21 protein-coding genes are annotated in these 23,020 nt (G+C 61.9%); 11 read left to right on the forward strand and 10 right to left on the reverse strand.

From position 1 onward, the window contains the following. Positions 1–197 precede the first annotated feature (197 nt). The 4 genes from AC19YX_RS08305 to sdhC are packed head-to-tail and all read right to left on the reverse strand — an operon-like array spanning position 198 to position 3,426. Positions 198–902, reverse strand: coding sequence for a succinate dehydrogenase iron-sulfur subunit (locus AC19YX_RS08305; protein ID WP_020299227.1), 705 nt, complete (start codon positions 900–902; stop codon positions 198–200). A gap of 11 nt (positions 903–913) precedes the next feature. After that, positions 914–2,686, reverse strand: a complete 1,773-nt coding sequence (gene sdhA, locus AC19YX_RS08310) for a succinate dehydrogenase flavoprotein subunit (RefSeq protein ID WP_078471028.1) — start codon at positions 2,684–2,686, stop codon at positions 914–916. A 3-nt stretch (positions 2,687–2,689) separates the two neighbouring features. Beyond that, positions 2,690–3,058, reverse strand: a complete 369-nt coding sequence (sdhD, locus tag AC19YX_RS08315) for a succinate dehydrogenase, hydrophobic membrane anchor protein (protein WP_020299229.1) — start codon at positions 3,056–3,058, stop codon at positions 2,690–2,692. After that, complete coding sequence (gene sdhC / locus AC19YX_RS08320; RefSeq protein WP_020299230.1) at positions 3,052–3,426, reverse strand: succinate dehydrogenase, cytochrome b556 subunit; 375 nt, start codon at positions 3,424–3,426, stop codon at positions 3,052–3,054. The genes sdhD and sdhC overlap by 7 nt, the downstream gene beginning before the upstream one ends. Positions 3,427–3,789: 363 nt before the next feature. On the opposite strand from sdhC, the gene gltA reads away from it, so the two are divergent. Beyond that, a complete protein-coding gene (gene gltA / locus AC19YX_RS08325) occupies positions 3,790–5,079 on the forward strand; it encodes a citrate synthase (RefSeq protein WP_003222994.1) in 1,290 nt (429 codons plus the stop codon). A gap of 282 nt (positions 5,080–5,361) precedes the next feature. Here the strand turns inward: gltA and AC19YX_RS08330 are convergent, their stop codons facing one another. The 3 genes from AC19YX_RS08330 to AC19YX_RS08340 form a co-directional block, all read right to left on the reverse strand. Next, a complete protein-coding gene (locus AC19YX_RS08330; RefSeq protein ID WP_078471027.1) occupies positions 5,362–7,020 on the reverse strand; it encodes a cation acetate symporter in 1,659 nt (552 codons plus the stop codon). Then, positions 7,017–7,328: a DUF485 domain-containing protein gene (locus AC19YX_RS08335; protein ID WP_020299232.1), complete on the reverse strand. Its 312-nt coding sequence runs from the start codon at positions 7,326–7,328 to the stop codon at positions 7,017–7,019. Before AC19YX_RS08335 ends, AC19YX_RS08330 begins: the two co-directional genes overlap by 4 nt. Positions 7,329–7,519: 191 nt before the next feature. Continuing rightward, positions 7,520–8,371, reverse strand: a complete 852-nt coding sequence (locus AC19YX_RS08340) for a glycine betaine ABC transporter substrate-binding protein (protein WP_078471026.1) — start codon at positions 8,369–8,371, stop codon at positions 7,520–7,522. A gap of 287 nt (positions 8,372–8,658) precedes the next feature. On the opposite strand from AC19YX_RS08340, the gene AC19YX_RS08345 reads away from it, so the two are divergent. Next, positions 8,659–10,254, forward strand: coding sequence for a glycoside hydrolase family 17 protein (locus tag AC19YX_RS08345; RefSeq protein WP_178102952.1), 1,596 nt, complete (start codon positions 8,659–8,661; stop codon positions 10,252–10,254). 73 nt (positions 10,255–10,327) lie between these two features. Here AC19YX_RS08345 and AC19YX_RS08350 read toward each other — a convergent pair whose 3' ends face one another. Continuing rightward, positions 10,328–10,696 (reverse strand): hypothetical protein, encoded by a 369-nt coding sequence (locus tag AC19YX_RS08350; protein WP_078471023.1) that lies wholly within the window; start codon positions 10,694–10,696, stop codon positions 10,328–10,330. Between the two features lie 233 nt (positions 10,697–10,929). Between AC19YX_RS08350 and AC19YX_RS08355 the strand changes: the two genes are divergently transcribed. Further along, positions 10,930–12,228: a lipoprotein gene (locus AC19YX_RS08355; RefSeq protein WP_020299236.1), complete on the forward strand. Its 1,299-nt coding sequence runs from the start codon at positions 10,930–10,932 to the stop codon at positions 12,226–12,228. Continuing rightward, positions 12,221–13,009 carry an MlaA family lipoprotein gene (locus AC19YX_RS08360; RefSeq protein WP_201130069.1) on the forward strand — a complete coding sequence of 263 codons (789 nt, stop codon included), beginning with the start codon at positions 12,221–12,223 and terminating at the stop codon, positions 13,007–13,009. Before AC19YX_RS08355 ends, AC19YX_RS08360 begins: the two co-directional genes overlap by 8 nt. A gap of 78 nt (positions 13,010–13,087) precedes the next feature. Here the strand turns inward: AC19YX_RS08360 and AC19YX_RS08365 are convergent, their stop codons facing one another. Continuing rightward, on the reverse strand, positions 13,088–14,014 hold the full coding sequence (locus tag AC19YX_RS08365) for a DUF808 domain-containing protein (RefSeq protein WP_078471021.1): 927 nt from the start codon (positions 14,012–14,014) through the stop codon (positions 13,088–13,090). A 136-nt stretch (positions 14,015–14,150) separates the two neighbouring features. Here AC19YX_RS08365 and AC19YX_RS08370 point away from each other — a divergent pair, with 136 nt between their 5' ends. Next, on the forward strand, positions 14,151–14,771 hold the full coding sequence (locus AC19YX_RS08370) for a TetR/AcrR family transcriptional regulator (protein WP_201130064.1): 621 nt from the start codon (positions 14,151–14,153) through the stop codon (positions 14,769–14,771). A gap of 133 nt (positions 14,772–14,904) precedes the next feature. On the opposite strand, the gene AC19YX_RS08375 is transcribed toward AC19YX_RS08370, so the two are convergent. Then, positions 14,905–15,345, reverse strand: a complete 441-nt coding sequence (locus AC19YX_RS08375) for a GlcG/HbpS family heme-binding protein (protein ID WP_078471019.1) — start codon at positions 15,343–15,345, stop codon at positions 14,905–14,907. 265 nt (positions 15,346–15,610) lie between these two features. Here AC19YX_RS08375 and gcl point away from each other — a divergent pair, with 265 nt between their 5' ends. From gcl to AC19YX_RS08405, 6 genes are all read left to right on the forward strand, one after another. Continuing rightward, a complete protein-coding gene (gcl, locus tag AC19YX_RS08380) occupies positions 15,611–17,386 on the forward strand; it encodes a glyoxylate carboligase (protein WP_078471018.1) in 1,776 nt (591 codons plus the stop codon). 100 nt (positions 17,387–17,486) lie between these two features. After that, positions 17,487–18,269, forward strand: a complete 783-nt coding sequence (hyi, locus tag AC19YX_RS08385; protein ID WP_078471017.1) for a hydroxypyruvate isomerase — start codon at positions 17,487–17,489, stop codon at positions 18,267–18,269. A 54-nt stretch (positions 18,270–18,323) separates the two neighbouring features. Then, on the forward strand, positions 18,324–19,217 hold the full coding sequence (locus AC19YX_RS08390; protein WP_078471016.1) for a 2-hydroxy-3-oxopropionate reductase: 894 nt from the start codon (positions 18,324–18,326) through the stop codon (positions 19,215–19,217). 121 nt (positions 19,218–19,338) lie between these two features. After that, positions 19,339–20,619 (forward strand): glycerate kinase type-2 family protein, encoded by a 1,281-nt coding sequence (locus tag AC19YX_RS08395; protein ID WP_500606046.1) that lies wholly within the window; start codon positions 19,339–19,341, stop codon positions 20,617–20,619. Then, positions 20,609–22,024: a pyruvate kinase gene (gene pyk, locus AC19YX_RS08400; RefSeq protein WP_201130060.1), complete on the forward strand. Its 1,416-nt coding sequence runs from the start codon at positions 20,609–20,611 to the stop codon at positions 22,022–22,024. The genes AC19YX_RS08395 and pyk overlap by 11 nt, the downstream gene beginning before the upstream one ends. A 58-nt stretch (positions 22,025–22,082) precedes the next feature. After that, a complete protein-coding gene (locus AC19YX_RS08405) occupies positions 22,083–23,006 on the forward strand; it encodes an urea transporter (protein WP_500606047.1) in 924 nt (307 codons plus the stop codon). The last annotated feature ends 14 nt before the right edge of the window (positions 23,007–23,020 follow it).

Consider the following 23,020-nt stretch of genomic DNA (forward strand, 5'->3'; position numbering starts at 1 on the left):
GAGTGCAGCGACCAAAACAAGCCACTTAGGATCACGCTGATAGTCCGGGTACCAGCCCGGATGCCCCTGCTTGTCTCATTTCTTCAAAATATAGAGCGGCAGCTTTGTGAGCTGCTACTCAGGTTAAAACTACGGCGCCGGTTGAAGCCTGCGCCGCAGCATCTACGGTACAGCGGTCTACGGGTACAGCAGCTGAATCAAACGCCGCTTTGCAGCAGCATGTTACGAATGTGACCGATGGCCTTAGTCGGGTTCAGGCCCTTCGGACAAACGTTGACGCAGTTCATGATCCCACGGCAGCGGAATACGCTGAATGGGTCATCCAGCGAAGCCAGTCGCTCGGAAGTCTTGGTATCGCGGCTGTCTGCCAGGAAGCGGTAGGCTTGCAGCAGAGCAGCTGGACCCAGGAACTTGTCCGGGTTCCACCAGAAGGACGGGCAGGAAGTCGAGCAGCAAGCGCACAGGATGCACTCGTACAGACCATCGAGCTTTTCGCGTTCTTCCGGGGACTGCAGACGTTCGATGGCCGGAGCCGGCGTATCGTTCTGCAGGAATGGCTTAACCTTCTCGTATTGCTTGTAGAAGATGCTCATATCGACGACCAGGTCACGGATAACCGGCAAACCTGGCAGCGGACGAATGACCAGCTTGTTACCTTTTACGACAGCGGACAGCGGCGTAACGCACGCCAGACCGTTTTTGCCGTTGATGTTCATGCCATCCGAACCGCAAACACCTTCACGGCAAGAGCGACGATAGGAGAAACCTTCGTCCTGCTCTTTGATCAGGGCCAGCACATCCAGCACCATCAGGTCTTTACCACCGGTATCGACCGAAAATTCCTGCATGAACGGCGCAGCGTCCTGATCAGGGTTGTAGCGATAAACACTGACTTTCAACATGGCAGCCACCCTTAGTAAGTCCGAATCTTCGGTTCAAACGTCGGAACCGTCTTCGGCGAGAAGTTCACGGCACGCTTGGTTACGCGCTTGTCACCCGGGAAGTACAGGGTGTGGCACAACCAGTTTTCGTCGTCGCGATCTTCAAAGTCTTCACGAGCGTGAGCACCACGGGATTCTTTACGAACCTCGGCGGCGATCGCAGTCGCTTCAGCCACTTCCAACAGGTTTTGCAGCTCAAGGGCTTCGATACGAGCGGTGTTGAACGCCTGGCTCTTATCGTTGATCTTGACGTTGGCGATACGCGTGCGCAGGTCGGCCAGCTGGGCGATACCTTTCTGCATGTATTCGCCAGTACGGAACACACCGAAGTAGTTCTGCATGCAGCTTTGCAGCTCGCGACGCAGGGTAGCCACATCTTCGCCATCAGTGCGCTCGTTCAGAGCGTTCAGACGCGCCAGGGCGGCCTCGATGTTGGCGTCGGTCGCGTCATCGTACTCGATGCCGTCGGTCAGGGCTTTTTCCAGGTGCAGGCCAGCCGCACGGCCGAACACCACCAGGTCGAGCAGCGAGTTGCCGCCCAGACGGTTGGCACCGTGTACGGATACGCAAGCCACTTCGCCTACCGCGAACAGACCATGAATGATCTCGTCCTGGCCTTCGGCATTCTGGGTGATCGCCTGGCCATGAATGTTGGTCGGCACGCCGCCCATCATATAGTGGCAAGTTGGAACAACCGGAACCGGAGCAACCACCGGGTCAACGTGAGCGAAGGTCTTGGACAGCTCGCAGATACCTGGCAGGCGGCTGTGCAGCACTTCTTCACCCAGGTGATCGAGCTTCAGCAGTACGTGGTCGCCGTTAGGGCCACAGCCGTTACCGGCAATGATCTCTTTAACCATCGAACGGGCAACAACGTCACGGCCGGCAAGGTCTTTGGCGTTCGGAGCATAACGCTCCATGAAACGCTCGCCGTGCTTGTTGATCAGGTAACCACCTTCACCACGGCAACCTTCGGTAACCAGTACACCGGCGCCGGCGATGCCGGTCGGGTGGAACTGCCACATTTCGATGTCTTGTACCGGAACGCCTGCACGCAGTGCCATGCCGACGCCGTCACCGGTGTTGATCAGGGCATTGGTGGTCGATGCGTAGATACGACCTGCACCGCCGGTCGCCAGAACCGTAGCCTTGGCGCGGATGTAGGTGGTTTCACCGGTTTCGATGCAGATGGCGATCACACCGACGAATTCGCCTTGTGCGTTCTTGACCAGATCAACCGCGTAGTACTCGTTCAGGAACGTGGTGCCGGCTTTCAGGTTGCCCTGATAAAGGGTGTGCAGCAGCGCGTGACCGGTACGGTCGGACGCGGCGCAGGTACGGGCAGCCTGGCCACCTTTACCGTAATCCTTGGACTGGCCGCCGAATGGACGCTGGTAGATACGACCTTGCTCGGTACGCGAGAAAGGCAGACCCATGTGGTCCAGTTCGAAGACCGCAGCCGGGCCTTCCTGACACATGTATTCGATAGCGTCCTGGTCACCGATGTAGTCGGAACCCTTGACGGTATCGTACATGTGCCAGCGCCAGTCATCGTTCGGGTCGGCCGAAGCGATGGCGCACGTGATGCCGCCCTGGGCAGACACAGTGTGCGAACGGGTCGGGAACACCTTGGTGATCACTGCAGTCTTGTGGCCGCCTTGGGCCAGCTGCAGTGCGGCACGCATGCCGGCGCCGCCGCCACCAATGATGATGGCGTCGAAGGAAATAGTTGGAATGTTAGACATGAATCAGATACCCCAGAGAATCTGCACACCCCAGACGAAGTAAGCGAACATTGCAACGCCGCATACTGCCTGGAAAAGGAAACGTACTGCAGTCGCGGACTTGCCCAGCGCCATCGGCGTCAGGTAGTCGGTCGAAATGGTCCACATGCCGACCCAGGCGTGAGCGCCCAGAGCAACCAGAGCCAACAGACTGAAGATGCGCATCCCGTTGTTTGCGAACAGCGCGTGCCACTGGGCGTAGCCCATGCCCGGGTTCGCAACGAGGTATCCAATCAGGAAAATGAAATAAGCCGCGAGAACGACTGCAGAAACGCGTTGCGCCATCCAGTCATAGAGGCCCGAACGCGACAGGTTCGTGACGTTAGTTACCATATCCAAACTCCCGCCAGAACGATGATCACCACGGATACGGCGATAACGATTTTCGAGCCCAGCTTGCCGCCTTCCAGCGTCTCACCGATGCCCATGTCCATGATCAGATGGCGTACACCGGCCACCAAGTGATACAGCAAGGCGGACAGCAGGCCCCACGCAACGAATTTGGCCAGCGGGCTGGTCAAGCATGCCTTCACCTCGGCGAAACCTTCCTCGGAGCCCAGGGATTTGCCCAATGCATAAAGCATGATGCCAAGGCCCAGGAAGAGGATGATGCCGGAAACACGGTGGAGAAATGACGTAACGCCAGTAATGGGGAGTTTGATGGTCCTTAGGTCTAGGTTTACAGGTCGTTGGCTATTCACGGCTTTTTTTCACACTGAAGAGCCCCTAACAATCAGGGCAAAGTTGTTGGGGAGTGCACTGGTCAGGTAACCACCACCCAGGGAGTGCGACCCCCATCAAAACAGGCCCAAAAGCCCATGGCGGTCGGTGGCCGAGTATAGACAGTTAGGCTACTAATGACAACGCAAACGCCTTCCCCTAATAGCGCATTGCGTTACGAGTATAAAAGGCGTAAATGGCAGGGAATTTCGAGGAAAAAGTACGGTTAAAGCCTTCTGGGGCAAGACTTTAGGCAAATTGACATTCAGATTTATCTCACTATAGTGGTGCGGGCCCTGCGTGGGGGGTCTGTCTGATGATTTCAAGCATAAATAGGAGGCCACATGGCTGACAAAAAAGCGCAGTTGATCATCGAGGGCGCAGCCCCCGTCGAGCTGCCCATTTTAACCGGCACCGTTGGTCCCGATGTTATTGATGTTCGGGGCCTGACGGCCACGGGCCGCTTCACCTTTGACCCTGGCTTCATGTCGACCGCTTCCTGCGAGTCGAAAATCACCTACATCGACGGCGACAACGGCATCCTGTTGCACCGTGGCTATCCGATCGAGCAGTTGGCTGAAAAGTCGGACTATCTGGAAACCTGCTACCTGCTGCTTAATGGCGAACTGCCAACAGCGGAACAGAAGGCCCAGTTCGTCAGCACCGTGAAAAACCACACCATGGTCCACGAGCAGTTGAAGACCTTCTTCAACGGCTTCCGTCGCGATGCTCACCCGATGGCCGTCATGTGCGGCGTAGTCGGCGCCCTCTCGGCGTTCTACCACGACTCCCTGGACATCAATAACCCGCAGCATCGCGAAATCTCCGCGATCCGCCTGGTCGCCAAGATGCCGACCCTGGCAGCGATGGTTTACAAGTACTCCATGGGCCAGCCCATGATGTACCCGCGCAACGACCTGACGTACGCGGAAAACTTCCTGCACATGATGTTCAACACCCCGTGCGAGATCAAACCGATCAGCCCGGTACTGGCCAAGGCAATGGACCGGATCTTCATCCTCCACGCCGACCACGAACAGAATGCCTCGACGTCCACCGTGCGCTTGGCCGGCTCCTCGGGCGCCAACCCGTTCGCCTGTATCGCTGCCGGTATCGCCGCGCTCTGGGGCCCTGCCCACGGCGGCGCCAACGAAGCCGTGCTGACCATGCTCGATGAAATCGGCGATGTCTCGAACATCGACAAATTCATCGCCAAGGCCAAGGACAAGAACGATCCGTTCAAGCTGATGGGCTTCGGTCACCGGGTTTACAAGAACCGCGACCCGCGCGCCACCGTGATGAAGCAGACCTGCGACGAAGTGCTCAAGGAACTGGGGATCAACAACGATCCGCAACTCGAACTGGCCATGCGCCTGGAAGAGATCGCCCTGACCGACCCGTATTTCATCGAACGCTCGCTGTACCCGAACGTCGACTTCTACTCGGGGATCATCCTCAAGGCGATCGGCATTCCAACCAGCATGTTCACCGTGATCTTCGCCCTGGCGCGGACTGTTGGCTGGATCTCCCACTGGAAAGAAATGCTCTCCAGCCCGTACAAGATCGGCCGCCCGCGCCAGCTGTACACCGGTTACGAGTCGCGTGATATCACCAAGCTGGAAGACCGCAAATAAGATCTGCCTTGCGATAACGTCTTAGCAGCAGCGATTACGGCCTCTTTAAGAGGCCGTTTTTGTGTCCGAGATAAAGGTCGACAACCTTACAACCCGCGCAGGCTGTGGCAACGGCTACAGCATACCGACAGCGCCCCACCCTCTGTAACCACCGCCTCAGGCTGCGCTCGATCTCCGCCTCACCCCAGCCCTCCCCCCAGGCAAAAAAATACCCCAGTCTCTCGACCGGGGCATTTTTCGGGTAACGCCGCTTATATATAGAAGCCGATACCTCTTGCTACCTTAGTGCGACACCGCCCCACTGGCGCCAAGACCGGTTTGCGAGCGGACGAATTGCGGGAAGAACAGCGCCCGCTCATTTTCCGCAGCAGCCGACTTGTCAGTGATGGAGAAGAACCAGATCCCGACGAAGGCAATGATCATCGAGAACAATGCCGGGTACTCGTACGGGAAGATCGCCTTCTCGTGATGCAGGATCTGCACCCAGATGGTTGGGCCCAGGATCATCAGGCCAACCGCACTGACCAGCCCCAGCCAGCCGCCGATCATGGCGCCACGGGTGGTGAGCTTTTTCCAGTACATCGAGAGCAGCAGTACCGGGAAGTTGCAGCTGGCGGCAATGGAGAACGCCAGGCCGACCATGAACGCGATGTTCTGGCTTTCGAACAGGATGCCCAGGCCGATCGCCAGGACGCCCAGCGCGATGGTGGTGATCTTCGAGACGCGGATTTCATCCTTCTCGTTGGCCTTGCCCTTCTTGATCACGCTGGCATACAGGTCGTGAGACACCGCCGAAGCGCCTGCCAGGGTCAAGCCGGCAACCACCGCCAGAATGGTGGCGAAGGCCACCGCCGAGATGAAGCCCAGGAACACGCTGCCGCCTACGGCATTGGCCAGGTGCACCGCCGCCATGTTGTTGCCGCCCAACAGCGCGCCAGCAGCGTCCTTGAAGGCCGGGTTGGTGCTGACCAGCAGGATCGCGCCGAAGCCGATGATAAAGGTCAGGATGTAGAAGTAACCGATGAAACCAGTGGCATACAGCACGCTTTTGCGAGCTTCTTTCGCGTCACTCACGGTGAAGAAGCGCATCAGGATGTGTGGCAGGCCAGCGGTACCGAACATCAATGCCAGACCGAGGGAGAAGGCCGAGATCGGATCCTTCACCAGGCCGCCCGGGCTCATGATCGCTTCACCTTTGGGGTGAACCTTGATCGCCTCGGCAAACAGCGCGTTGAAGTCGAAATTGACGTGTTTCATCACCATCAATGCCATGAACGAGGCACCGGACAGCAGCAGCACGGCCTTGATGATCTGTACCCAGGTGGTCGCCAGCATGCCGCCGAACAGCACGTACAGGCACATCAGGATCCCCACCAGGATCACCGCCACGTGGTAGTCGAGGCCGAACAGCAGCTGGATCAGCTTGCCGGCACCTACCATCTGCGCGATCAGGTAGAACGCCACCACCACCAGCGAGCCACAGGCCGACAGGGAGCGGATCTGGGTTTGCCCGAGGCGGTAGGACGCCACGTCGGCAAAGGTGTATTTGCCCAGGTTGCGCAGGCGCTCGGCGATCAGGAACAGAATGATCGGCCAGCCCACCAGGAAGCCGATCGAGTAGATCAGGCCGTCATAACCGGAGGTGAACACCAGCGCGGAAATACCCAGGAAGGACGCCGCCGACATGTAGTCGCCGGCGATGGCCAGGCCGTTCTGGAAACCGGTGATCTTGCCGCCTGCCGCATAGTAGTCGGCCGCCGACTTGTTGCGCTTGGAGGCCCAGTAGGTGATGCACAAGGTTGCACCGACAAACACCACAAACATGATGATCGCGGAAACGTTGAGTGGTTGTTTATGCACTTCGCCAGTCAGGGCTTCAGCCGCCCAGACACTTGGAGCAAAGGCCGCGACGCCCAGTAATGCCAATAGACGCCGGATCATTGCTGAGCCTCCTTGAGAATCGCATTGTTCAGGTCGTCGAATTCGCCATTGGCGCGTCGTACGTAGATAGCCGTCAGCACAAAGGCCGAAAGAATCAGCCCGACACCGATGGGAATGCCCCAGGTGATGGATGACGTTGGACTGAGTTTGGCGCCAAGGATCTGAGGTCCATAGGCGATCAATAGAATGAAGCCCGAGTAAAGCCCAAGCATGATCGCCGAAAGAATCCAGGCGAACCGCTCTCTCTTGCTGACCAGCTCCTTGAAACGCGGGCTGTTTTGAATCGAGAGGTAAATGCTGTCGTTCATTGTTTTTATCCTCGCAGCACAGATTTTAGTTGGAACGCATTCCACTCTATGCGGCTATGGAGCAGGTTCCAGACGACCTTAGTATTAGAACGACATTAGTCATGACGCCAATTTATCCCCAAGAAAAAACAAAGGCCGCCCGGTGCGAACACCGGGCAGCCTTGAGAAGCCTAATCTAGACGCTTCGTCGATTATTTAGCAGTCCACTCCGCGACGCGCTCCGGGTGTTTGGCCACCCACTCTTTCGCTGCTACATCAGGCTTGGCACCGTCCTGAATGGCCAACATGACTTCGCCGATTTCGTCTTTCGAGGCCCATTGGAACTTTTTCAGGAAGGCCACGACTTCCGGCGCCTTCTTCTCCAGGCCCTTGCTGCCGATGCTGTTGACGGTTTCAGCCGCGCCATACACGCCTTTCGGGTCGTCGAGGAAGCGCAGTTTCCACTTGGCGAACATCCAGTGCGGCACCCAGCCGGTGACGGCAATCGATTCGTTTTTCTCTTCGGCACGGGTCAGCTCGGCAATCATCGCCGCCCCCGAACTCGCCTGCAGTTTGTAATCGAGGCCGTAATCCTTGATCGCCTGGTCGGTCTTGAGCATCACACCCGATCCGGCGTCGATGCCGACAATCTTGTTCTTGAAGCTGGTGTCGTCCTTGAGGTCGGCGATGGACTTGGCTTTCACATACTCCGGCACGATCAGGCCGATTTTCGCGTCCTTGAAGTTGGGGCCGTAGTCGACCACCTTGTCCTTGTTCTTCGCCCAGTATTCGCCATGGGTCACTGGCAGCCAGGCCGACAGCATGGCATCGAGTTTGCCGGTGGCGACGCCCTGCCACATGATCCCGGTCGCGACGGCTTGCAATTTGACGTCATAACCGAGCTTCTGCTTGATCACTTCAGCCGCCACATGGGTAGTCGCCACGCTGTCCGACCAACCGTCGACATAGCCGATGCTCAGGGTTTTGCTGTCGGCGCTGGCCAGGGTGGAGCTGATCGCAAGTACCAGAGCGGCACCTGCGCCTAAGAGTCGTCGCATCTTCATCGTTACTTCCCCGAAAGTGCTGCGCCCGACGGATGCCGAGCCGCGTCAACCTATTGTTCTGGTGCACGGCGCCCCCTTCACGCTCACCACAAAACCCGTTCGAACATCAGCGGAGTACTGATGTTTCGATCATCAACCTGCGGCCATCTGCAACCTGCTCTGTCTGCGACCTCAAGGCAGCCAGCAACGACATCAGATAGCCAGCAATCCTGCCGCTTCCAGGGCAGATACCGATCCCGCCCGAACTTTGCATGTCAAAATCATGCGGCGCCCCAAGCCAGCGGCAAATGCAGGTAAGATGCCCGGCTTTGCTCCCAGACGGCCTGACCATGCCCGCGATAGCCCGCTTCCCTGTCCTGCCTTATTTATTTGCCTGCCTGCTTGGCCTGTTTGCGATCTGCGGCTTCTGGTACGGCCTCGGCCAGCCGGTTTTGCTGCCCGACGTCGCCAGCGCCAGCCACAAGCTGCAATGCGCCTCCTACACCCCTTTCGATAAAGACCAGTCACCGTTCGACCAGCCGTTCAAACTGCGCCCGGAGCGCATGGACGCCGACCTGGCGCTGCTGGCCACCCGCTTCGAGTGCATCCGCACCTATTCCATGACCGGCCTTGAAGCCCTGCCGGACCTGGCGCGCAAGCACGGCCTGAAGCTGATGATCGGCGCCTGGGTCAACAGCAACCCGGTGGACACCGAAAAAGAAGTCGACCTGCTGATCGCCTCGGCCAACGCCAACCCGGATGTGGTGAGTTCGGTGATCGTCGGCAACGAAGCCCTGCTGCGCAAGGAAGTCACCGGCCCGCAACTGGCCAAGCTGATCCACAAGGTCAAGGCCAACGTCAAACAGCCGGTGACCTATGCCGATGTCTGGGAGTTCTGGCTCAAGCACCCGGAAATCGCCCCGGCGGTGGACTTCCTGACTATCCACTTGCTGCCGTACTGGGAAGACGATCCGTCCAATATCGACGCCGCGTTGAACCACGTTGCCGAGGTGCGCCAGGTATTCGGCAACCGCTTCGCGCCCAAGGACGTGATGATCGGCGAAACGGGTTGGCCCAGCGAAGGCCGCCAGCGTGAAACCGCCCTGCCGAGCCGGGTCAATGAAGCCAAGTTCATTCGCGGGTTCGTCGCCCTGGCCGAGCACAATGGCTGGCACTACAACCTGATTGAAGCCTTCGACCAACCCTGGAAGCGCGCCAGCGAAGGCGCCGTCGGCGGTTACTGGGGCCTGTTCGATGCCGACCGCCAGGACAAGGGCGTGCTCGCCGGCTCGGTATCCAACCTGCCTTACTGGCCAGTGTGGCTGGGCGTGGGCGGGGCGATCTTCCTCGTGACCCTGCTGCTCGGCGGCCGTGTCCGCAGCACCCGCGCGGCGCTGGTGCTGCCACTGCTGGGCGCCCTCGCCGCCTGCTCCATCGGGGCCTGGGGCGAGCTGGCGCGGGTCACCAGCCGGTTTGCCGGCGAGTGGTTCTGGGCCGCGCTGCTGCTGGGCCTGAACCTGCTGGTGCTGGCCCACGCGGCCCTGACCCTGAGTACCCGCAGCGGCTGGCGTGGATGCGCCTTCGCTGCCTTGGAGAAACGCGCTGGCTGGTTGCTCACCGCCGCCGGTTTCGCGGCCGCGGTGATGATGCTGGAGCTGGTGTTCGACCCGCGCTATCGCAGCTTCCCGAGTGCGGCCCTGGTGCTGCCGGCCCTGGTCTACCTGTGCCGCCCGGTACGGGTGCCACGCCGCGAGATCGCCCTGCTGACCTTTATCGTCGGCGCCGGGATTGCTCCGCAGCTGTATCGCGAAGGCCTGCAAAACCAGCAGGCCTGGACCTGGGCCCTGGTCAGCCTGCTGCTGGTGGCCGCCATGTGGCGCAGCCTGCGGGCACGCAAGGCCTGATCCCGATTCAGGCCTCACGGGCACAAAAAAAGGGATGACAACAGTCATCCCTTTTTTATCGAGCCCCGCTTGATCAGGCCGATTGGCGCGGCGCCCTGACCAGGCGCAAGGCCGCGATCACCACGGCAAACACCGCCAGGGTGGTGTTGTACAGCGCCAGCGCCGGCAAACCGCACAGCAGCGCCACCACCGCCAGGCCCCAGCCACCGCGGCCCGGCAGCACAAACGCCAGCAGCGCCGAGACCAGGGCCGCCCAGCCCATGACCTTGAAGTGAATCCACAGGCCCAGAGTGGAACGTGCCTGGCACTCCCAGCGGCTCGCCTCATCGACACAGACGCCCACCCACCGAGCATCTTCCATAAAGCCGTAGCGCAGGCCATAACTGGCGGCCAGCCACAGGGGCAGGACAATAAGCAGCACAACCACGGGAAGACGGGACATGAGGCACTCCGATAAGCGAAAACGGCGCCCAGCATAATCGCCCGAGAGCGGTAAGCAAGCCTGTTACACATATAACTGTGAGCAATTAGCGGCAAAGTGTATCGTCCGGCTACTATTACCCCCGATCCCGCCTGTCTTGACCGATATTTGTGCCGAACCATGGCACTTCGGCAGTACCCCGGTGGTCATAGCCTGCGAACCTCTCCCGGCACCTTCCTCTAAGGGATTCAGTCATGCTCCGTTCCTTGCGCTTCGCTGCCCTGTTTGGCGGCCTTATCTTGAGTGCGTCCGCACTGGCAGTCGATATCGACGCTGCCAGCTATGGCTATCCTTTGACCAATCCGTTCGAAGCGACCATTGCCACCACCCCGCCGGAGCTGCGCCCGGAACTGCCGTCCAACGACGATATCAACCAGTCCGACCGCAGCCTGACCTTGCGCCCCGAGCGCGAGTTCATCCTCCCGGACAACTTCTGGGCGGTGAAGAAGCTGACCTACCGCATCGCCGAGCAGGATCACGCCGCCCCGCTGATCTTCCTCATCGCCGGCACCGGCGCGCGCTATGACAGCAGCCTCAACGAATACCTGAAAAAGCTCTACTACAAGGCTGGCTATCACGTGGTGCAGCTGTCGTCGCCCACCAGCTTCGACTTCATCAGCGCCGCCTCGCGCTTCGCCACCCCTGGGGTCACCCAGGAAGATGCCGAGGATATGTACCGGGTAATGCAGGCCGTACGCGCGCAGAACCCCAAGCTGCCGATCACCGAGTACTACCTCACCGGTTACAGCCTGGGCGCCCTGGATGCGGCCTTCGTCAGCAAACTGGATGAAACCCGGCGCAGCTTCAACTTCAAGAAGGTCCTGCTGCTCAACCCTCCGGTCAACCTGTACACCTCGATCAGCAACCTCGACAAACTGGTGCAGACCGAAGTCAAAGGCATCAACAACAGCACCACCTTCTATGAACTGGTGCTGAACAAACTGACCCGCTACTTCCAGCAAAAAGGCTACATCGACCTCAACGATGCGCTGCTCTACGACTTCCAGCAGTCCAAACAGCACCTGACCAACGAACAGATGGCGATGCTGATCGGCACTTCGTTCCGCTTCTCGGCGGCCGATATCGCCTTCACCTCGGACCTGATCAACCGCCGCGGCCTGATCACCCCGCCCAAATACCCGATCAGCGAGGGCACCAGCCTGACGCCGTTCCTCAAGCGTGCCCTGCAGTGCGACTTCGACTGCTACCTGACCGAACAAGTGATCCCCATGTGGCGCGCGCGCACCGACGGCGGCAGCCTGCTGCAACTGATCGACCAGGTCAGCCTGTATGCACTCAAGGATTACCTGCACGACAGCCCGAAAATCGCCGTGATGCATAACGCCGATGACGTGATCCTCGGCCCTGGCGACCTGGGTTTCCTGCGCACCACCTTCGGCGACCGCCTGACCGTCTACCCCCATGGCGGCCATTGCGGCAATCTCAACTACCGCGTCAACAGCGACGCCATGCTGGAGTTCTTCCGTGGCTAAACATCTCCTGCTAATCGCTGCGTTGCTCTGTGCAGGCTATGCCCAAGCCGACAACAGCAAAGCCAACGCGCCGACCGTGGTTGACTCGGACGGCTTCACCGAGCCGTTGAAGAAACTCAAGTTCAACGCCGGGCTGGACCAGCGCGAATTCGAGCGCTCAACCCTCAACGCACTGAACGTGTACGACCCGCTGGAGTCATGGAACCGTCGGGTCTACCACTTCAACTACCGCTTCGATCAATGGGTGTTCCTGCCGGTGGTCGACGGCTACCGCTACGTCACCCCCAGCTTCCTGCGCACTGGCGTCAGCAACTTCTTCAACAACCTGGGCGATGTGCCCAACCTGTTGAACAGCCTGCTGCAGCTCAAGGGCCACCGCTCCATGGAGACCACCGGGCGCCTGTTGCTCAACACCACCATCGGTATCGCCGGCCTGTGGGACCCGGCAACCGCCATGGGCCTGCCGCGCCAGAGCGAAGATTTCGGCCAGACCCTGGGGTTCTACGGGGTTCCGGGCGGCGCCTATTTCGTGCTGCCGATCTTCGGTCCGTCGAACCTGCGTGACACCGCCGGCCTGGCAGTGGACTTCACCGCAGAATCGGCGATCAACTTCCTCAACGTTTCGGAAGTCAGCAGCAACCATCCGGAGATCTGGGTCCTGCGCGGCGTCGACAAGCGCTACCAGACCAGCTTCCGCTACGGCCAGCTGAACTCGCCGTTCGAATACGAGAAGGTGCGCTACGTCTACACTGAGTCGCGCAAGTTGCAGATCGCCGAATAACCCCCTTCCTGCGCTACAAAAAAAGGCCATCCGGGAACTCCGAATGGCCTTTTTTCATGGTTGGGACAGCGCCCGGGTTCAGGTCCTGACAGCTTTCCACAGCTTGCTGAACAGGGTCACGCCCACCAGCACCACGGCGCCGGCGATAATCCCGGCCACTGCGTTGAGCAGGGTCGGCATGATCACCGAGAAGCCGCCGATCACGGCTGCGGTTTGCCCGGTCAGCCCCTCGATAAGGTGGTGCGCCGCGGGTACGCCGTGGGTGAGGATGCCGCCGCCGACCATAAACATCGCCGCCGTGCCGATCACCGACAGGCTTTTCATCATGTACGGTGCGGCGCGCAGGATCACCCCACCCACACTCTTCGCCAACTGCCCCGGCTTCTGAGTCAGCCACAGCCCCAGGTCATCGAGCTTGACGATGCCCGCCACCAGGCCATAAACGCCCACGGTCATGACAATCGCGATACCCGAGAGCACCACCACCTGCTGCATCAGCGGCGCATCGGCCACAGTGCCCAGGGTGATGGCGATGATTTCCGCCGACAGGATGAAATCGGTGCGCACCGCGCCTTTGATCTTGTCCTTCTCGAAGGCCACCAGGTCGACTTCGGGGTTGGCCACCGCCTCCAGCAACTGCTCATGCCCGGCCTGATCGTCAGCCTTGCTGTGAAGGAAGGTGTGGGCGAGCTTTTCAAAGCCTTCGAAACACAGGTAGGCGCCACCGAGCATCAGCAGCGGGGTCACCAGCCAGGGGGCGAACGCGCTGATGGCCAGCGCCGCCGGAACCAGGATCAGTTTGTTGCGGAACGACCCCTTGGCCACGGCCCAGACCACTGGCACTTCACGCTCGGCACGCACCCCGGAGACCTGCTGGGCATTGAGCGCCAGGTCATCGCCGAGTACGCCTGCGGTTTTCTTGGCCGCCATTTTGGTCATCAACGCCACATCGTCGAGCACTGCCGCGATATCGTCGATCAGCACCAACAAACTGCTTCCTGCCATGAATCAAAGTCCCATTCGGTGATCAAGGCGCGCAGCATACCGCGCGGCGAAGCACTCCGGGAGGCATTCTTGAGCCCCGCGCAAAGCCGGTGCTACCATGCGCAACCGCCGCCCCAGGCAAGGAATCACCGGATTTATGAGCACCATCCGCGAGCGCAATAAAGAATTGATCCTGCGTGCTGCCAGCGAAGAATTTGCCGACAAGGGCTTCGCCGCGACCAAAACCAGCGATATCGCGGCCAAGGCCGGGTTGCCCAAACCCAACGTCTACTACTACTTCAAGTCCAAGGAAAACCTCTACCGCGAGGTGCTGGAAAGCATCATCGAGCCGATTCTCCAGGCCTCGACCCCGTTCAATGCCGAGGGGGTGCCCAGCGAAGTGCTCAGCGGTTATATCCGCTCCAAGATCCGCATCTCCCGCGACCTGCCGTTCGCTTCCAAAGTCTTCGCCAGCGAGATCATGCACGGCGCGCCGCACCTGAGCGCCGAGCAAACCGAACAACTCAACGCCCAGGCGCGGCACAACATCGACTGCATCCAGACCTGGATCGACCGTGGCCAGATCGCCGCCATCGACCCCAACCACCTGATGTTCAGCATCTGGGCCGCGACCCAGACCTACGCCGACTTCGATTGGCAGATCTCGGTCGTCACCGGCAAGCCCAAGCTCGACGAGTCCGATTACGAAGCCGCCGCGCAAACCATCATCCGCCTGGTGCTCAAAGGCTGCGAACCCGACCAGCCAGCGTCGAGCTGATACCTCAACCGCTGTAGCCGCTGCCGCCAGGCTGCGCTGACCCTGCGGAACAACATCCTTCTGCCTGACACGCCTCGGCGCCCTATCGGGCCAGCGCAGCCTCGCGGGCTCGGCAGCGGCTACCGGTTCGGCGTCAGGCGCTTACGCCGGCGTCCGCGGTCAGGTCCAGGGCTTCGATGGCGTTGATGGCGCACTGCTCGTCAATGTCCGACGTGTCACCGCTGATACCGATGGCCCCCAGCACCCTGCCCTCCCGATCACGGATCAGCACTCCGCCCGGTGCCGGCACCACGCTGCCCTGCCCCAGGCTGTTCAGCGCGGCGATAAAAGCCGGGCGCTGTTGCGCGTCCAGCGCCAGCAGACGCGAGCCCTTGCCCAGGGCGACCGCACCCCAGGCCTTGCCAATGGCGATCTGCGGGCGCAGCAGGCTGGCCCCATCCTCCCGTTGCAACGTCACCAGGTGCCCACCGGCATCCAGCACCGCGATGGTCAGCGGCGCGGCGCTGATCGCGCGCCCCGCTGCGATGGCCTGGCTGGCCAGGTTAACTGCGACTTTCAAGGTTAAAGCGCTCATGGGTGCCGTCCTTATTTTGTTATGGGAAAGCGGTCGGGCCATTCGTTGTACGAAGCCGAATGGGATAAATAGAACACAATGACAATCTATTTTGTATACAATAATTATCGAAAAGCGCTGCCTGCGACAAAAAACCGCTGATTTAAAGGCTTCCGACGAAAGCCACAGCCGCTTGAGAAAATGGATTGACCTGCGCCGTCCGCCGTGAATACACTTTGCGCAAAGCCACTTGTATACAATTACAAAACGTAAGAGGCACAAAACAATGAGCAAAATGAGAGCAATCGAAGCCGCCGTTCTGGTGATGCGCCGTGAAGGGGTCGACACCGCTTTTGGCATCCCCGGGGCCGCCATCAACCCGCTGTACTCCGCCCTGCAGAAGGTCGGCGGCATCGATCACGTGCTCGCTCGCCACGTCGAGGGCGCCTCGCACATGGCCGAGGGCTACACCCGCACCAAGGCCGGCAACATCGGCGTGTGCATCGGCACCTCCGGCCCCGCCGGCACCGACATGGTCACCGGCCTCTACAGCGCCTCGGCCGACTCGATCCCGATCCTGTGCATCACCGGCCAGGCGCCACGGGCCCGCATGCACAAGGAAGACTTCCAGGCCGTCGACATCACCAGCATCGTCAAGCCGGTGACCAAGTGGGCGACCACCGTGCTGGAGCCGGGCCAGGTGCCCTACGCCTTCCAGAAAGCCTTCTATGAAATGCGCTCCGGCCGCCCAGGCCCGGTGCTGATCGACCTGCCGTTCGACGTGCAGATGGCCGAGATCGAATTCGACATCGATGCTTACCAGCCCCTGCCCCTGGCCAAGCCCACCGCAACCCGGATCCAGGTGGAAAAAGCCCTGGCCCTGCTGGACCAGGCCGAGCGCCCATTGCTGGTAGCCGGGGGCGGCATCATCAATGCCGATGCCAGCGAGCTGCTGGTGGAATTCGCCGAGCTGACCGGGATTCCGGTGATCCCGACCCTGATGGGCTGGGGCACCATTCCTGACGATCACCCGCTGATGGTGGGCATGGTCGGCCTGCAGACATCGCACCGCTATGGCAACGCCACCCTGCTCAAGTCGGACGTGGTGCTGGGCATCGGCAACCGCTGGGCCAACCGCCACACCGGCTCGGTTGAGGTGTACACCGAAGGTCGCAAGTTCATCCATGTCGACATCGAGCCGACCCAGATCGGCCGGGTGTTCAACCCGGACCTGGGGATTGTCTCCGACGCCGGCTTCGCCCTGACCGTGTTCCTCGAAGTGGCCCGTGAATGGCACGCCGCCGGCAAACTCAAGGACCGCAGTGCGTGGCTCCAGGACTGCCAGCAGCGCAAGGCCAGCCTGCAGCGCAAGACCCACTTCGACAACGTGCCGGTCAAGCCGCAGCGGGTGTACGAAGAGATGAACCAGGTGTTCGGCAAGGACACCTGCTACGTCAGCACCATCGGCCTGTCGCAGATCGCCGGGGCGCAGTTCCTCCACGTCTACAAGCCACGGCACTGGATCAACTGCGGCCAGGCCGGCCCGCTGGGCTGGACCATCCCCGCCGCACTCGGGGTGGTCAAGGCCGACCCGAGCCGCAAGGTGGTGGCGCTGTCCGGCGACTATGACTTCCAGTTCATGATCGAAGAGCTGGCGGTGGGCGCACAGTTCAAGCTGCCCTACATCCACGTGGTGGTGAATAACTCCTACCTGGGGCTGATTCGCCAGGCGCAGCGCGGTTTCGAGATGGACTACTGCGTGCAGCTGTCCTTCGACAACCTCAATGCACCGGAGCTCAACGGTTATGGCGTCGACCACGTCGCCGTCGCCGAAGGCCTGGGTTGCAAGGCCCTGCGCGTATTCGAGCCGGGCCAGATCCAGCCGGCCCTGCGCAAGGCCCAGGCGTTGATCGAGGAGTTCAAGGTGCCGGTGATCGTCGAGATCATTCTCGAACGCGTGACCAATATTTCCATGGGCACCGAGATCAACGCGGTCAACGAGTTCGAAGACCTGGCCCTGGTGGGCAACGACGCGCCCACCGCCATTTCCATGCTCGACTGACCCGCCCTGTAGCGGCTGCCGAAGGCTGCGATCAACCGCAAAAGCGGGCGCACCTTCAGGCAGCCACTGCCGGAACGCTTCATTTTTACCGGAGATCACCATGCCGCGTTTTGCCGCCAACCTGTCCATGCTGTTCACCGAACAGGATTTCCTTGCCCGCTTCAAGGCCGCCGCCGAGGCGGGATTCAGCGGGGTCGAATACCTGTTCCCCTACGAGTTCAGCTCCGCCGAAATCAAGGCCCAGCTGGATGCCAACCGCCTGACCCAAGTGCTGTTCAACCTGCCGGCCGGTGACTGGGCCAAGGGTGAGCGGGGCATCGCCTGCCTGCCGGATCGGGTCGAGGAGTTCCGCGGCGGGGTCGACCTGGCCATCGCCTACGCCCAGGTCCTGGGCAACACCCAGATCAACTGCCTGGCCGGTATTCGGCCACAAGGCATCGATGACGCCACCCTGGAAAAAACCCTGGTCGCCAACCTCAGGTACGCCGCCGACAAGCTGCAGGCGGTGGGCATCAAACTGGTGATGGAAGCCATCAACACCCGTGACATCCCGGGCTTCTACCTGAACAACACGCGCCAGGCCCTGGCCATTCGCGAGCAGGTCGGCAGCGCCAACCTGTTCCTGCAATACGACATCTACCACATGCAAATCATGGAGGGTGACCTGGCCCGAACCATGGAAAACCACCTGCCGGCCATCAACCATATCCAGCTCGCCGACAACCCCGGGCGCAACGAACCGGGCACCGGCGAAATCAACTACCGCTTCCTGTTCGAACACCTGGAGCGCATCGGTTATCAGGGCTGGGTCGGCTGCGAATACAAACCGCTGACCACCACCCAGGCCGGTCTCGGCTGGCTCAAGAGCCACAACGCGATCTGACCCGGCAGCCCTACCCCGGCCCTTATCGAGCGGCCCCCACAAGAGGATTTCTTCATGGCTAAAATCGGATTTATCGGCACCGGCATCATGGGCCACCCAATGGCCTCGAACCTGCAAAAGGCCGGTCATAGCCTGTTCCTGTCCGAGCATCACGGCCAGGCACCGGCCGACCTGATCGCCGCGGGCGCGGTCGCCCTGGCGAACCCCAGGGAAGTGGCCCAGGAAGCCGAGTTCATCATCATCATGGTGCCCGACACCCCGCAGGTCGAAGACGTGCTGCTGCGTGCCGACGGGATCGCCGCCGGTGTCGGCAAAGGCAAGATCGTGATCGACATGAGCTCGATCTCGCCTACCGCGACCAAGGCCTTCGCCGCCCAGATCAACGAGAAAGGCGCGCAGTACCTGGATGCCCCGGTGTCCGGTGGTGAAGTCGGAGCCAAGGCCGGGACCCTGAGCATCATGGTCGGCGGTGACAGCCAGGCCTTCGAACGCGCCCTGCCGCTGTTCCAGAGCATGGGCAAGAACATCACCCTGGTCGGTGGCAACGGCGACGGCCAGACCGCCAAGGTGGCCAACCAGATCATCGTCGCCCTGAACATCCAGGCGGTGGCCGAGGCCCTGCTGTTCGCGGCGAAAAACGGCGCCGACCCGGCCAAGGTGCGTGAAGCGCTGATGGGTGGCTTCGCTTCGTCGAAGATCCTCGAGGTCCATGGCGAGCGGATGATCAAGGGCACCTTCGACCCGGGTTTCCGTATCAACCTGCACCAGAAGGACCTCAACCTGGCCCTGGCCGGCGCGCGCGAGCTGGGCATCAACCTGCCGAACACGGCCAACGCCCAGCAGGTGTTCAGTACGTGCGCCGCCATCGGTGGCAGCAACTGGGACCACTCGGCGCTGATCAAGGGCCTGGAGCACATGGCCAACTTCTCGATTCGCGACCCGCAATAAGCCTCGGCTGTAGCCGCGAGCGCAGGCCGCCGGAGAGTGCATCAGTTCCCCCCGGCAGCGCCTGCGTCCGCGCCAGCAGGCAGTTTCAAGCCCCCCATAACAAGAACACCGGGAGCCCGCCATGTCGGTCGATCCGCAACAATTCCTGCGCGAGCTGTTCGCCACAGCCATCGACGCCGCCCATCCGCAACACGTGCTCGAAGCCCACTTGCCCCGCGATCGCAGCGGCCGGGTGATCGTTATTGGCGCCGGCAAGGCCGCAGCCGCCATGGCCCAGGTGGTTGAACGCTGCTGGCAGGGCGAAGTGTCCGGGCTGGTGGTGACCCGCTATGGCCATGGCGCGCCGTGCCAGAAAATCGAAGTGGTCGAAGCCGCCCACCCGGTCCCCGACGCCGCCGGCCTGGCCGTGGCCAAGCGGGTCCTGGAGCTGGTCAGCAACCTGTCGGAACAGGACCGGGTGATCTTCCTCCTGTCAGGCGGTGGCTCAGCCTTGCTGGCCCTGCCCGCTGCCGGCATCAGCCTGGCCGACAAGCAGTCGATCAACAAGGCGCTGCTCAAGTCGGGCGCCACCATCGGCGAGATGAATTGCGTGCGCAAGCACCTGTCGGCGATCAAGGGCGGACGCCTGGCCAAGGCCTGCTGGCCGGCCAGCGTGTACACCTACGCGATCTCCGACGTACCCGGGGACCTGGCCACGGTCATCGCCTCCGGCCCGACGGTGGCCGACCCCAGCACCTCGGCCGAAGCCCTGGCCATTCTCAAGCGCTACGCCATCGACGTGCCCGCTGCCGTGCGCAACTGGCTGCAAAGCGCCGAATCGGAAACCGTCAAACCCGGTGATCCGGCCCTGGCCCGCAGCCACTTCCAATTGATCGCCCGGCCCCAGCAGTCCCTCGAGGCCGCCGCAGTCAAGGCGCGCCAGGCCGGGTTCAGCCCACTGATCCTGGGTGACCTGGAAGGCGAATCCCGCGAGGTGGCCAAGGTCCACGCCGGCATCGCCCGCCAGGTCCTGCTGCATGGCCAGCCGCTGGCGGCGCCCTGCGTGATTCTGTCGGGTGGCGAAACCACGGTCACCGTGCGCGGCACCGGCCGCGGCGGGCGCAACGCCGAGTTCCTGCTGAGCCTGACCGACAGCCTCAAGGGCCTGCCCGGGATCTATGCCCTGGCCGGCGACACCGACGGCATCGACGGCTCGGAGGACAACGCCGGGGCCATCATGACCCCCGACAGCTACAGCCGCGCCACCGCCCTGGGCCTGAGCGCCAGCGACGAGCTGGATAACAACAACGGTTACGGCTACTTCGCCGCGCTGGACGCGTTGATCGTCACCGAACCGACCCGCACCAACGTCAATGACTTCCGCGCCATCCTGATTCTTGAGAACCCGACACATGACGCCTGATAAAAAGGTCAAAATCCTCGCCACCCTGGGCCCTGCCACCGACGGCATTGAGGACATCCGTGAACTGGTCAAGGCCGGGGTCAATATCTTTCGCCTCAACTTCAGCCACGGCGATCACGCCGACCACGCCCAGCGCTTTCAATGGATCCGCGAGGTCGAGCGCCAGCTGAACTACCCCCTGGGCATCCTCATGGACCTGCAAGGGCCGAAGCTGCGGGTTGGCAAGTTCGCCGCGGGCAAGGTGCAACTGGTGCGCGGCCAGGCCCTGCGCCTGGACCTGGACCCAACCCCGGGCGACCAGCGCCGGATCAACCTGCCGCACCCGGAAATCATCGCCGCCCTGGAGCCGGGCATGGACCTGCTGCTGGACGACGGCAAGTTGCGCCTGCGGGTAACCGGCAAACACGCCGACGCCATCGACACCACGGTACTCAACGGCGGCGAGCTGTCGGACCGCAAGGGCGTCAACGTGCCCCAGGCCGTGCTCGACCTGAGCCCGCTGACGGCCAAGGACCGCCGCGACCTCAGCTTCGGCCTGGAGCTGGGGGTGGATTGGGTGGCGTTGTCCTTTGTCCAGCGCCCCGAGGATATCCATGAAGCGCGGGTCCTGATCGGCAACAAAGCGTTCCTGATGGCCAAGATCGAGAAGCCTTCGGCCGTCACCCAATTGCGGGAAATCGCCGAGTTGAGCGACGCGATCATGGTCGCCAGAGGTGATCTGGGGGTGGAAGTGCCAGCGGAAAGCGTGCCGCAGATCCAGAAAGACATCATCAGCACCTGCCGCCAACTGGGCAAACCGGTGGTGGTGGCGACCCAGATGCTCGAATCCATGCGCTTTTCGCCGGCGCCGACCCGGGCCGAGGTCACGGACGTGGCCAATGCGGTGGCCGAAGGGGCGGACGCGGTAATGCTGTCGGCGGAAACCGCCTCCGGCGAATACCCGTTGGAAGCCGTGCAGATGATGAGCAAGATCATCCGCCAGGTCGAAAGCGGCCCCGACTACCAGGCTCAGCTCGACGTCAGTCGGCCCCAGGCCGAAGCCACCCAGTCGGACGCCATCAGCTGCGCGATCCGCCGTATCAGCAGCATCCTGCCAGTGGCGGTGCTGGTGAACTACAGCGAGTCCGGCAGCTCCAGCCTGCGCGCCGCCCGCGAGCGGCCTCGGGTGCCGATCCTCAACCTCACGCCGAACCTGGCCACCGCGCGCCGCCTGAGCGTGGCCTGGGGCGTGCATTCGGTGGTCAACGACCGCCTGCGCCAGGTCGATGAGATCTGCTCCACGGCCCTGGAGATCGCCCAGGCCCAGGGTTTGGCCAAACGCGGCGACACCTTGCTGATCACCGCCGGCGTGCCATTCGGCCAGCCGGGTTCGACCAACTCGCTGCGGATCGAAACCCTGATCTGACCCTCGGCCCCAACCGCCATGGCCGGCGACGGCCATGGCGCGCCCTGACGAATTGTTCATGCCTTCAGAGTCGTTCAACTCCTATTGCCCCGACTGGGCCAGCGCCGTGCTCAATGGCTTCAGTCAGATCTTTCTCCAGCGCCACCCGCTGTGTGGCCTGCTGTGCCTGCTGGCCATCCTGATCGGTGCTCCGGCCCTGCTCGGCGGCGCCCTGCTCGGTGGCGTCGCCGGCCTGCTTACGGCACAACGACGCGGCTACCCCAAGGCCGATCGCCAGGCCGGGCTGTTCAGCTACAACGGGGTGCTGCTTGGCTTGCTGCTGAGCCTTTATTTCCCCTGGTCGGCGCTGCTGCCGCCGTTGATTGTCGCCTGCGGCGGGATCAGCGCGATCCTGACCCAGCAGTGGCTCAAGCGCTCACGGGACCACCATTGCCTGCCGGCCTACACCGCGCCTTTTGTCGGTTTGAGCTGGTTGCTGCTGAGCGTTGCCGAGCCCATGTTGCCGGCCAACCCGCCCCTGGCCGAACCCGGCCTGCTCGAGCTGCTGGGGGCGACCGCCAAGGGCCTGGGGCAAGTGCTGTTCCTTGAACAGCCACTGGCCGGTGCCTTGATTGCCCTCGGGCTGTTCCTGGCCAACCGGCGCGCTGCGGCCTGGGCCGTGTTCGGTTCGGCGGCCGGCCTGGGGTTCAGTCTGTTGCATCATGAAAACCCCAGCGCCCTGCTTGGCCTGGGCGGCTACAACGCCGTGCTGGTGGCCATCGCCCTCAGCCAGCAACCCCGCGCCCTGTGCTGGCTGCCAGTGCCCGGTGTCGCCCTGGCCCTGCTACTGACGCCGGGCTTTGCCGCCCTGGGCCTGGCGCCCCTGACCGCGCCCTTTATCCTCGCTGCCTGGCTGGTACGCGCCACGGTCCGGGTCATGCGTCAGGCGGCCCGAGACAGTGCGCCTTGCACTGCAAGGGGCAATCCACCTAGGCTGCGCTGATATTTGTTTCAGGC

This window comes from Pseudomonas sp. MF09150 (assembly GCF_059862355.1).

Excerpts from the sequence above, each read along its gene's own strand:
- AC19YX_RS08305 (WP_020299227.1), bottom strand. The coding sequence starts at position 902 with ATGTTGAAAGTCAGTGTTTATCGCTACAACCCTGATCAGGACGCTGCG.
- sdhA (WP_078471028.1), bottom strand. The coding sequence starts at position 2,686 with ATGTCTAACATTCCAACTATTTCCTTCGACGCCATCATCATTGGTGGC.
- sdhD (WP_020299229.1), bottom strand. The coding sequence starts at position 3,058 with ATGGTAACTAACGTCACGAACCTGTCGCGTTCGGGCCTCTATGACTGG.
- gltA (WP_003222994.1), top strand. The coding sequence starts at position 3,790 with ATGGCTGACAAAAAAGCGCAGTTGATCATCGAGGGCGCAGCCCCCGTC.
- AC19YX_RS08330 (WP_078471027.1), bottom strand. The coding sequence starts at position 7,020 with ATGATCCGGCGTCTATTGGCATTACTGGGCGTCGCGGCCTTTGCTCCA.
- AC19YX_RS08335 (WP_020299232.1), bottom strand. The coding sequence starts at position 7,328 with ATGAACGACAGCATTTACCTCTCGATTCAAAACAGCCCGCGTTTCAAG.
- AC19YX_RS08340 (WP_078471026.1), bottom strand. The coding sequence starts at position 8,371 with ATGAAGATGCGACGACTCTTAGGCGCAGGTGCCGCTCTGGTACTTGCG.
- AC19YX_RS08345 (WP_178102952.1), top strand. The coding sequence starts at position 8,659 with ATGCAGGTAAGATGCCCGGCTTTGCTCCCAGACGGCCTGACCATGCCC.
- AC19YX_RS08350 (WP_078471023.1), bottom strand. The coding sequence starts at position 10,696 with ATGTCCCGTCTTCCCGTGGTTGTGCTGCTTATTGTCCTGCCCCTGTGG.
- AC19YX_RS08355 (WP_020299236.1), top strand. The coding sequence starts at position 10,930 with ATGCTCCGTTCCTTGCGCTTCGCTGCCCTGTTTGGCGGCCTTATCTTG.
- AC19YX_RS08365 (WP_078471021.1), bottom strand. The coding sequence starts at position 14,014 with ATGGCAGGAAGCAGTTTGTTGGTGCTGATCGACGATATCGCGGCAGTG.
- AC19YX_RS08370 (WP_201130064.1), top strand. The coding sequence starts at position 14,151 with ATGAGCACCATCCGCGAGCGCAATAAAGAATTGATCCTGCGTGCTGCC.
- AC19YX_RS08375 (WP_078471019.1), bottom strand. The coding sequence starts at position 15,345 with ATGAGCGCTTTAACCTTGAAAGTCGCAGTTAACCTGGCCAGCCAGGCC.
- gcl (WP_078471018.1), top strand. The coding sequence starts at position 15,611 with ATGAGCAAAATGAGAGCAATCGAAGCCGCCGTTCTGGTGATGCGCCGT.
- hyi (WP_078471017.1), top strand. The coding sequence starts at position 17,487 with ATGCCGCGTTTTGCCGCCAACCTGTCCATGCTGTTCACCGAACAGGAT.
- AC19YX_RS08390 (WP_078471016.1), top strand. The coding sequence starts at position 18,324 with ATGGCTAAAATCGGATTTATCGGCACCGGCATCATGGGCCACCCAATG.
- AC19YX_RS08395 (WP_500606046.1), top strand. The coding sequence starts at position 19,339 with ATGTCGGTCGATCCGCAACAATTCCTGCGCGAGCTGTTCGCCACAGCC.
- pyk (WP_201130060.1), top strand. The coding sequence starts at position 20,609 with ATGACGCCTGATAAAAAGGTCAAAATCCTCGCCACCCTGGGCCCTGCC.
- AC19YX_RS08405 (WP_500606047.1), top strand. The coding sequence starts at position 22,083 with ATGCCTTCAGAGTCGTTCAACTCCTATTGCCCCGACTGGGCCAGCGCC.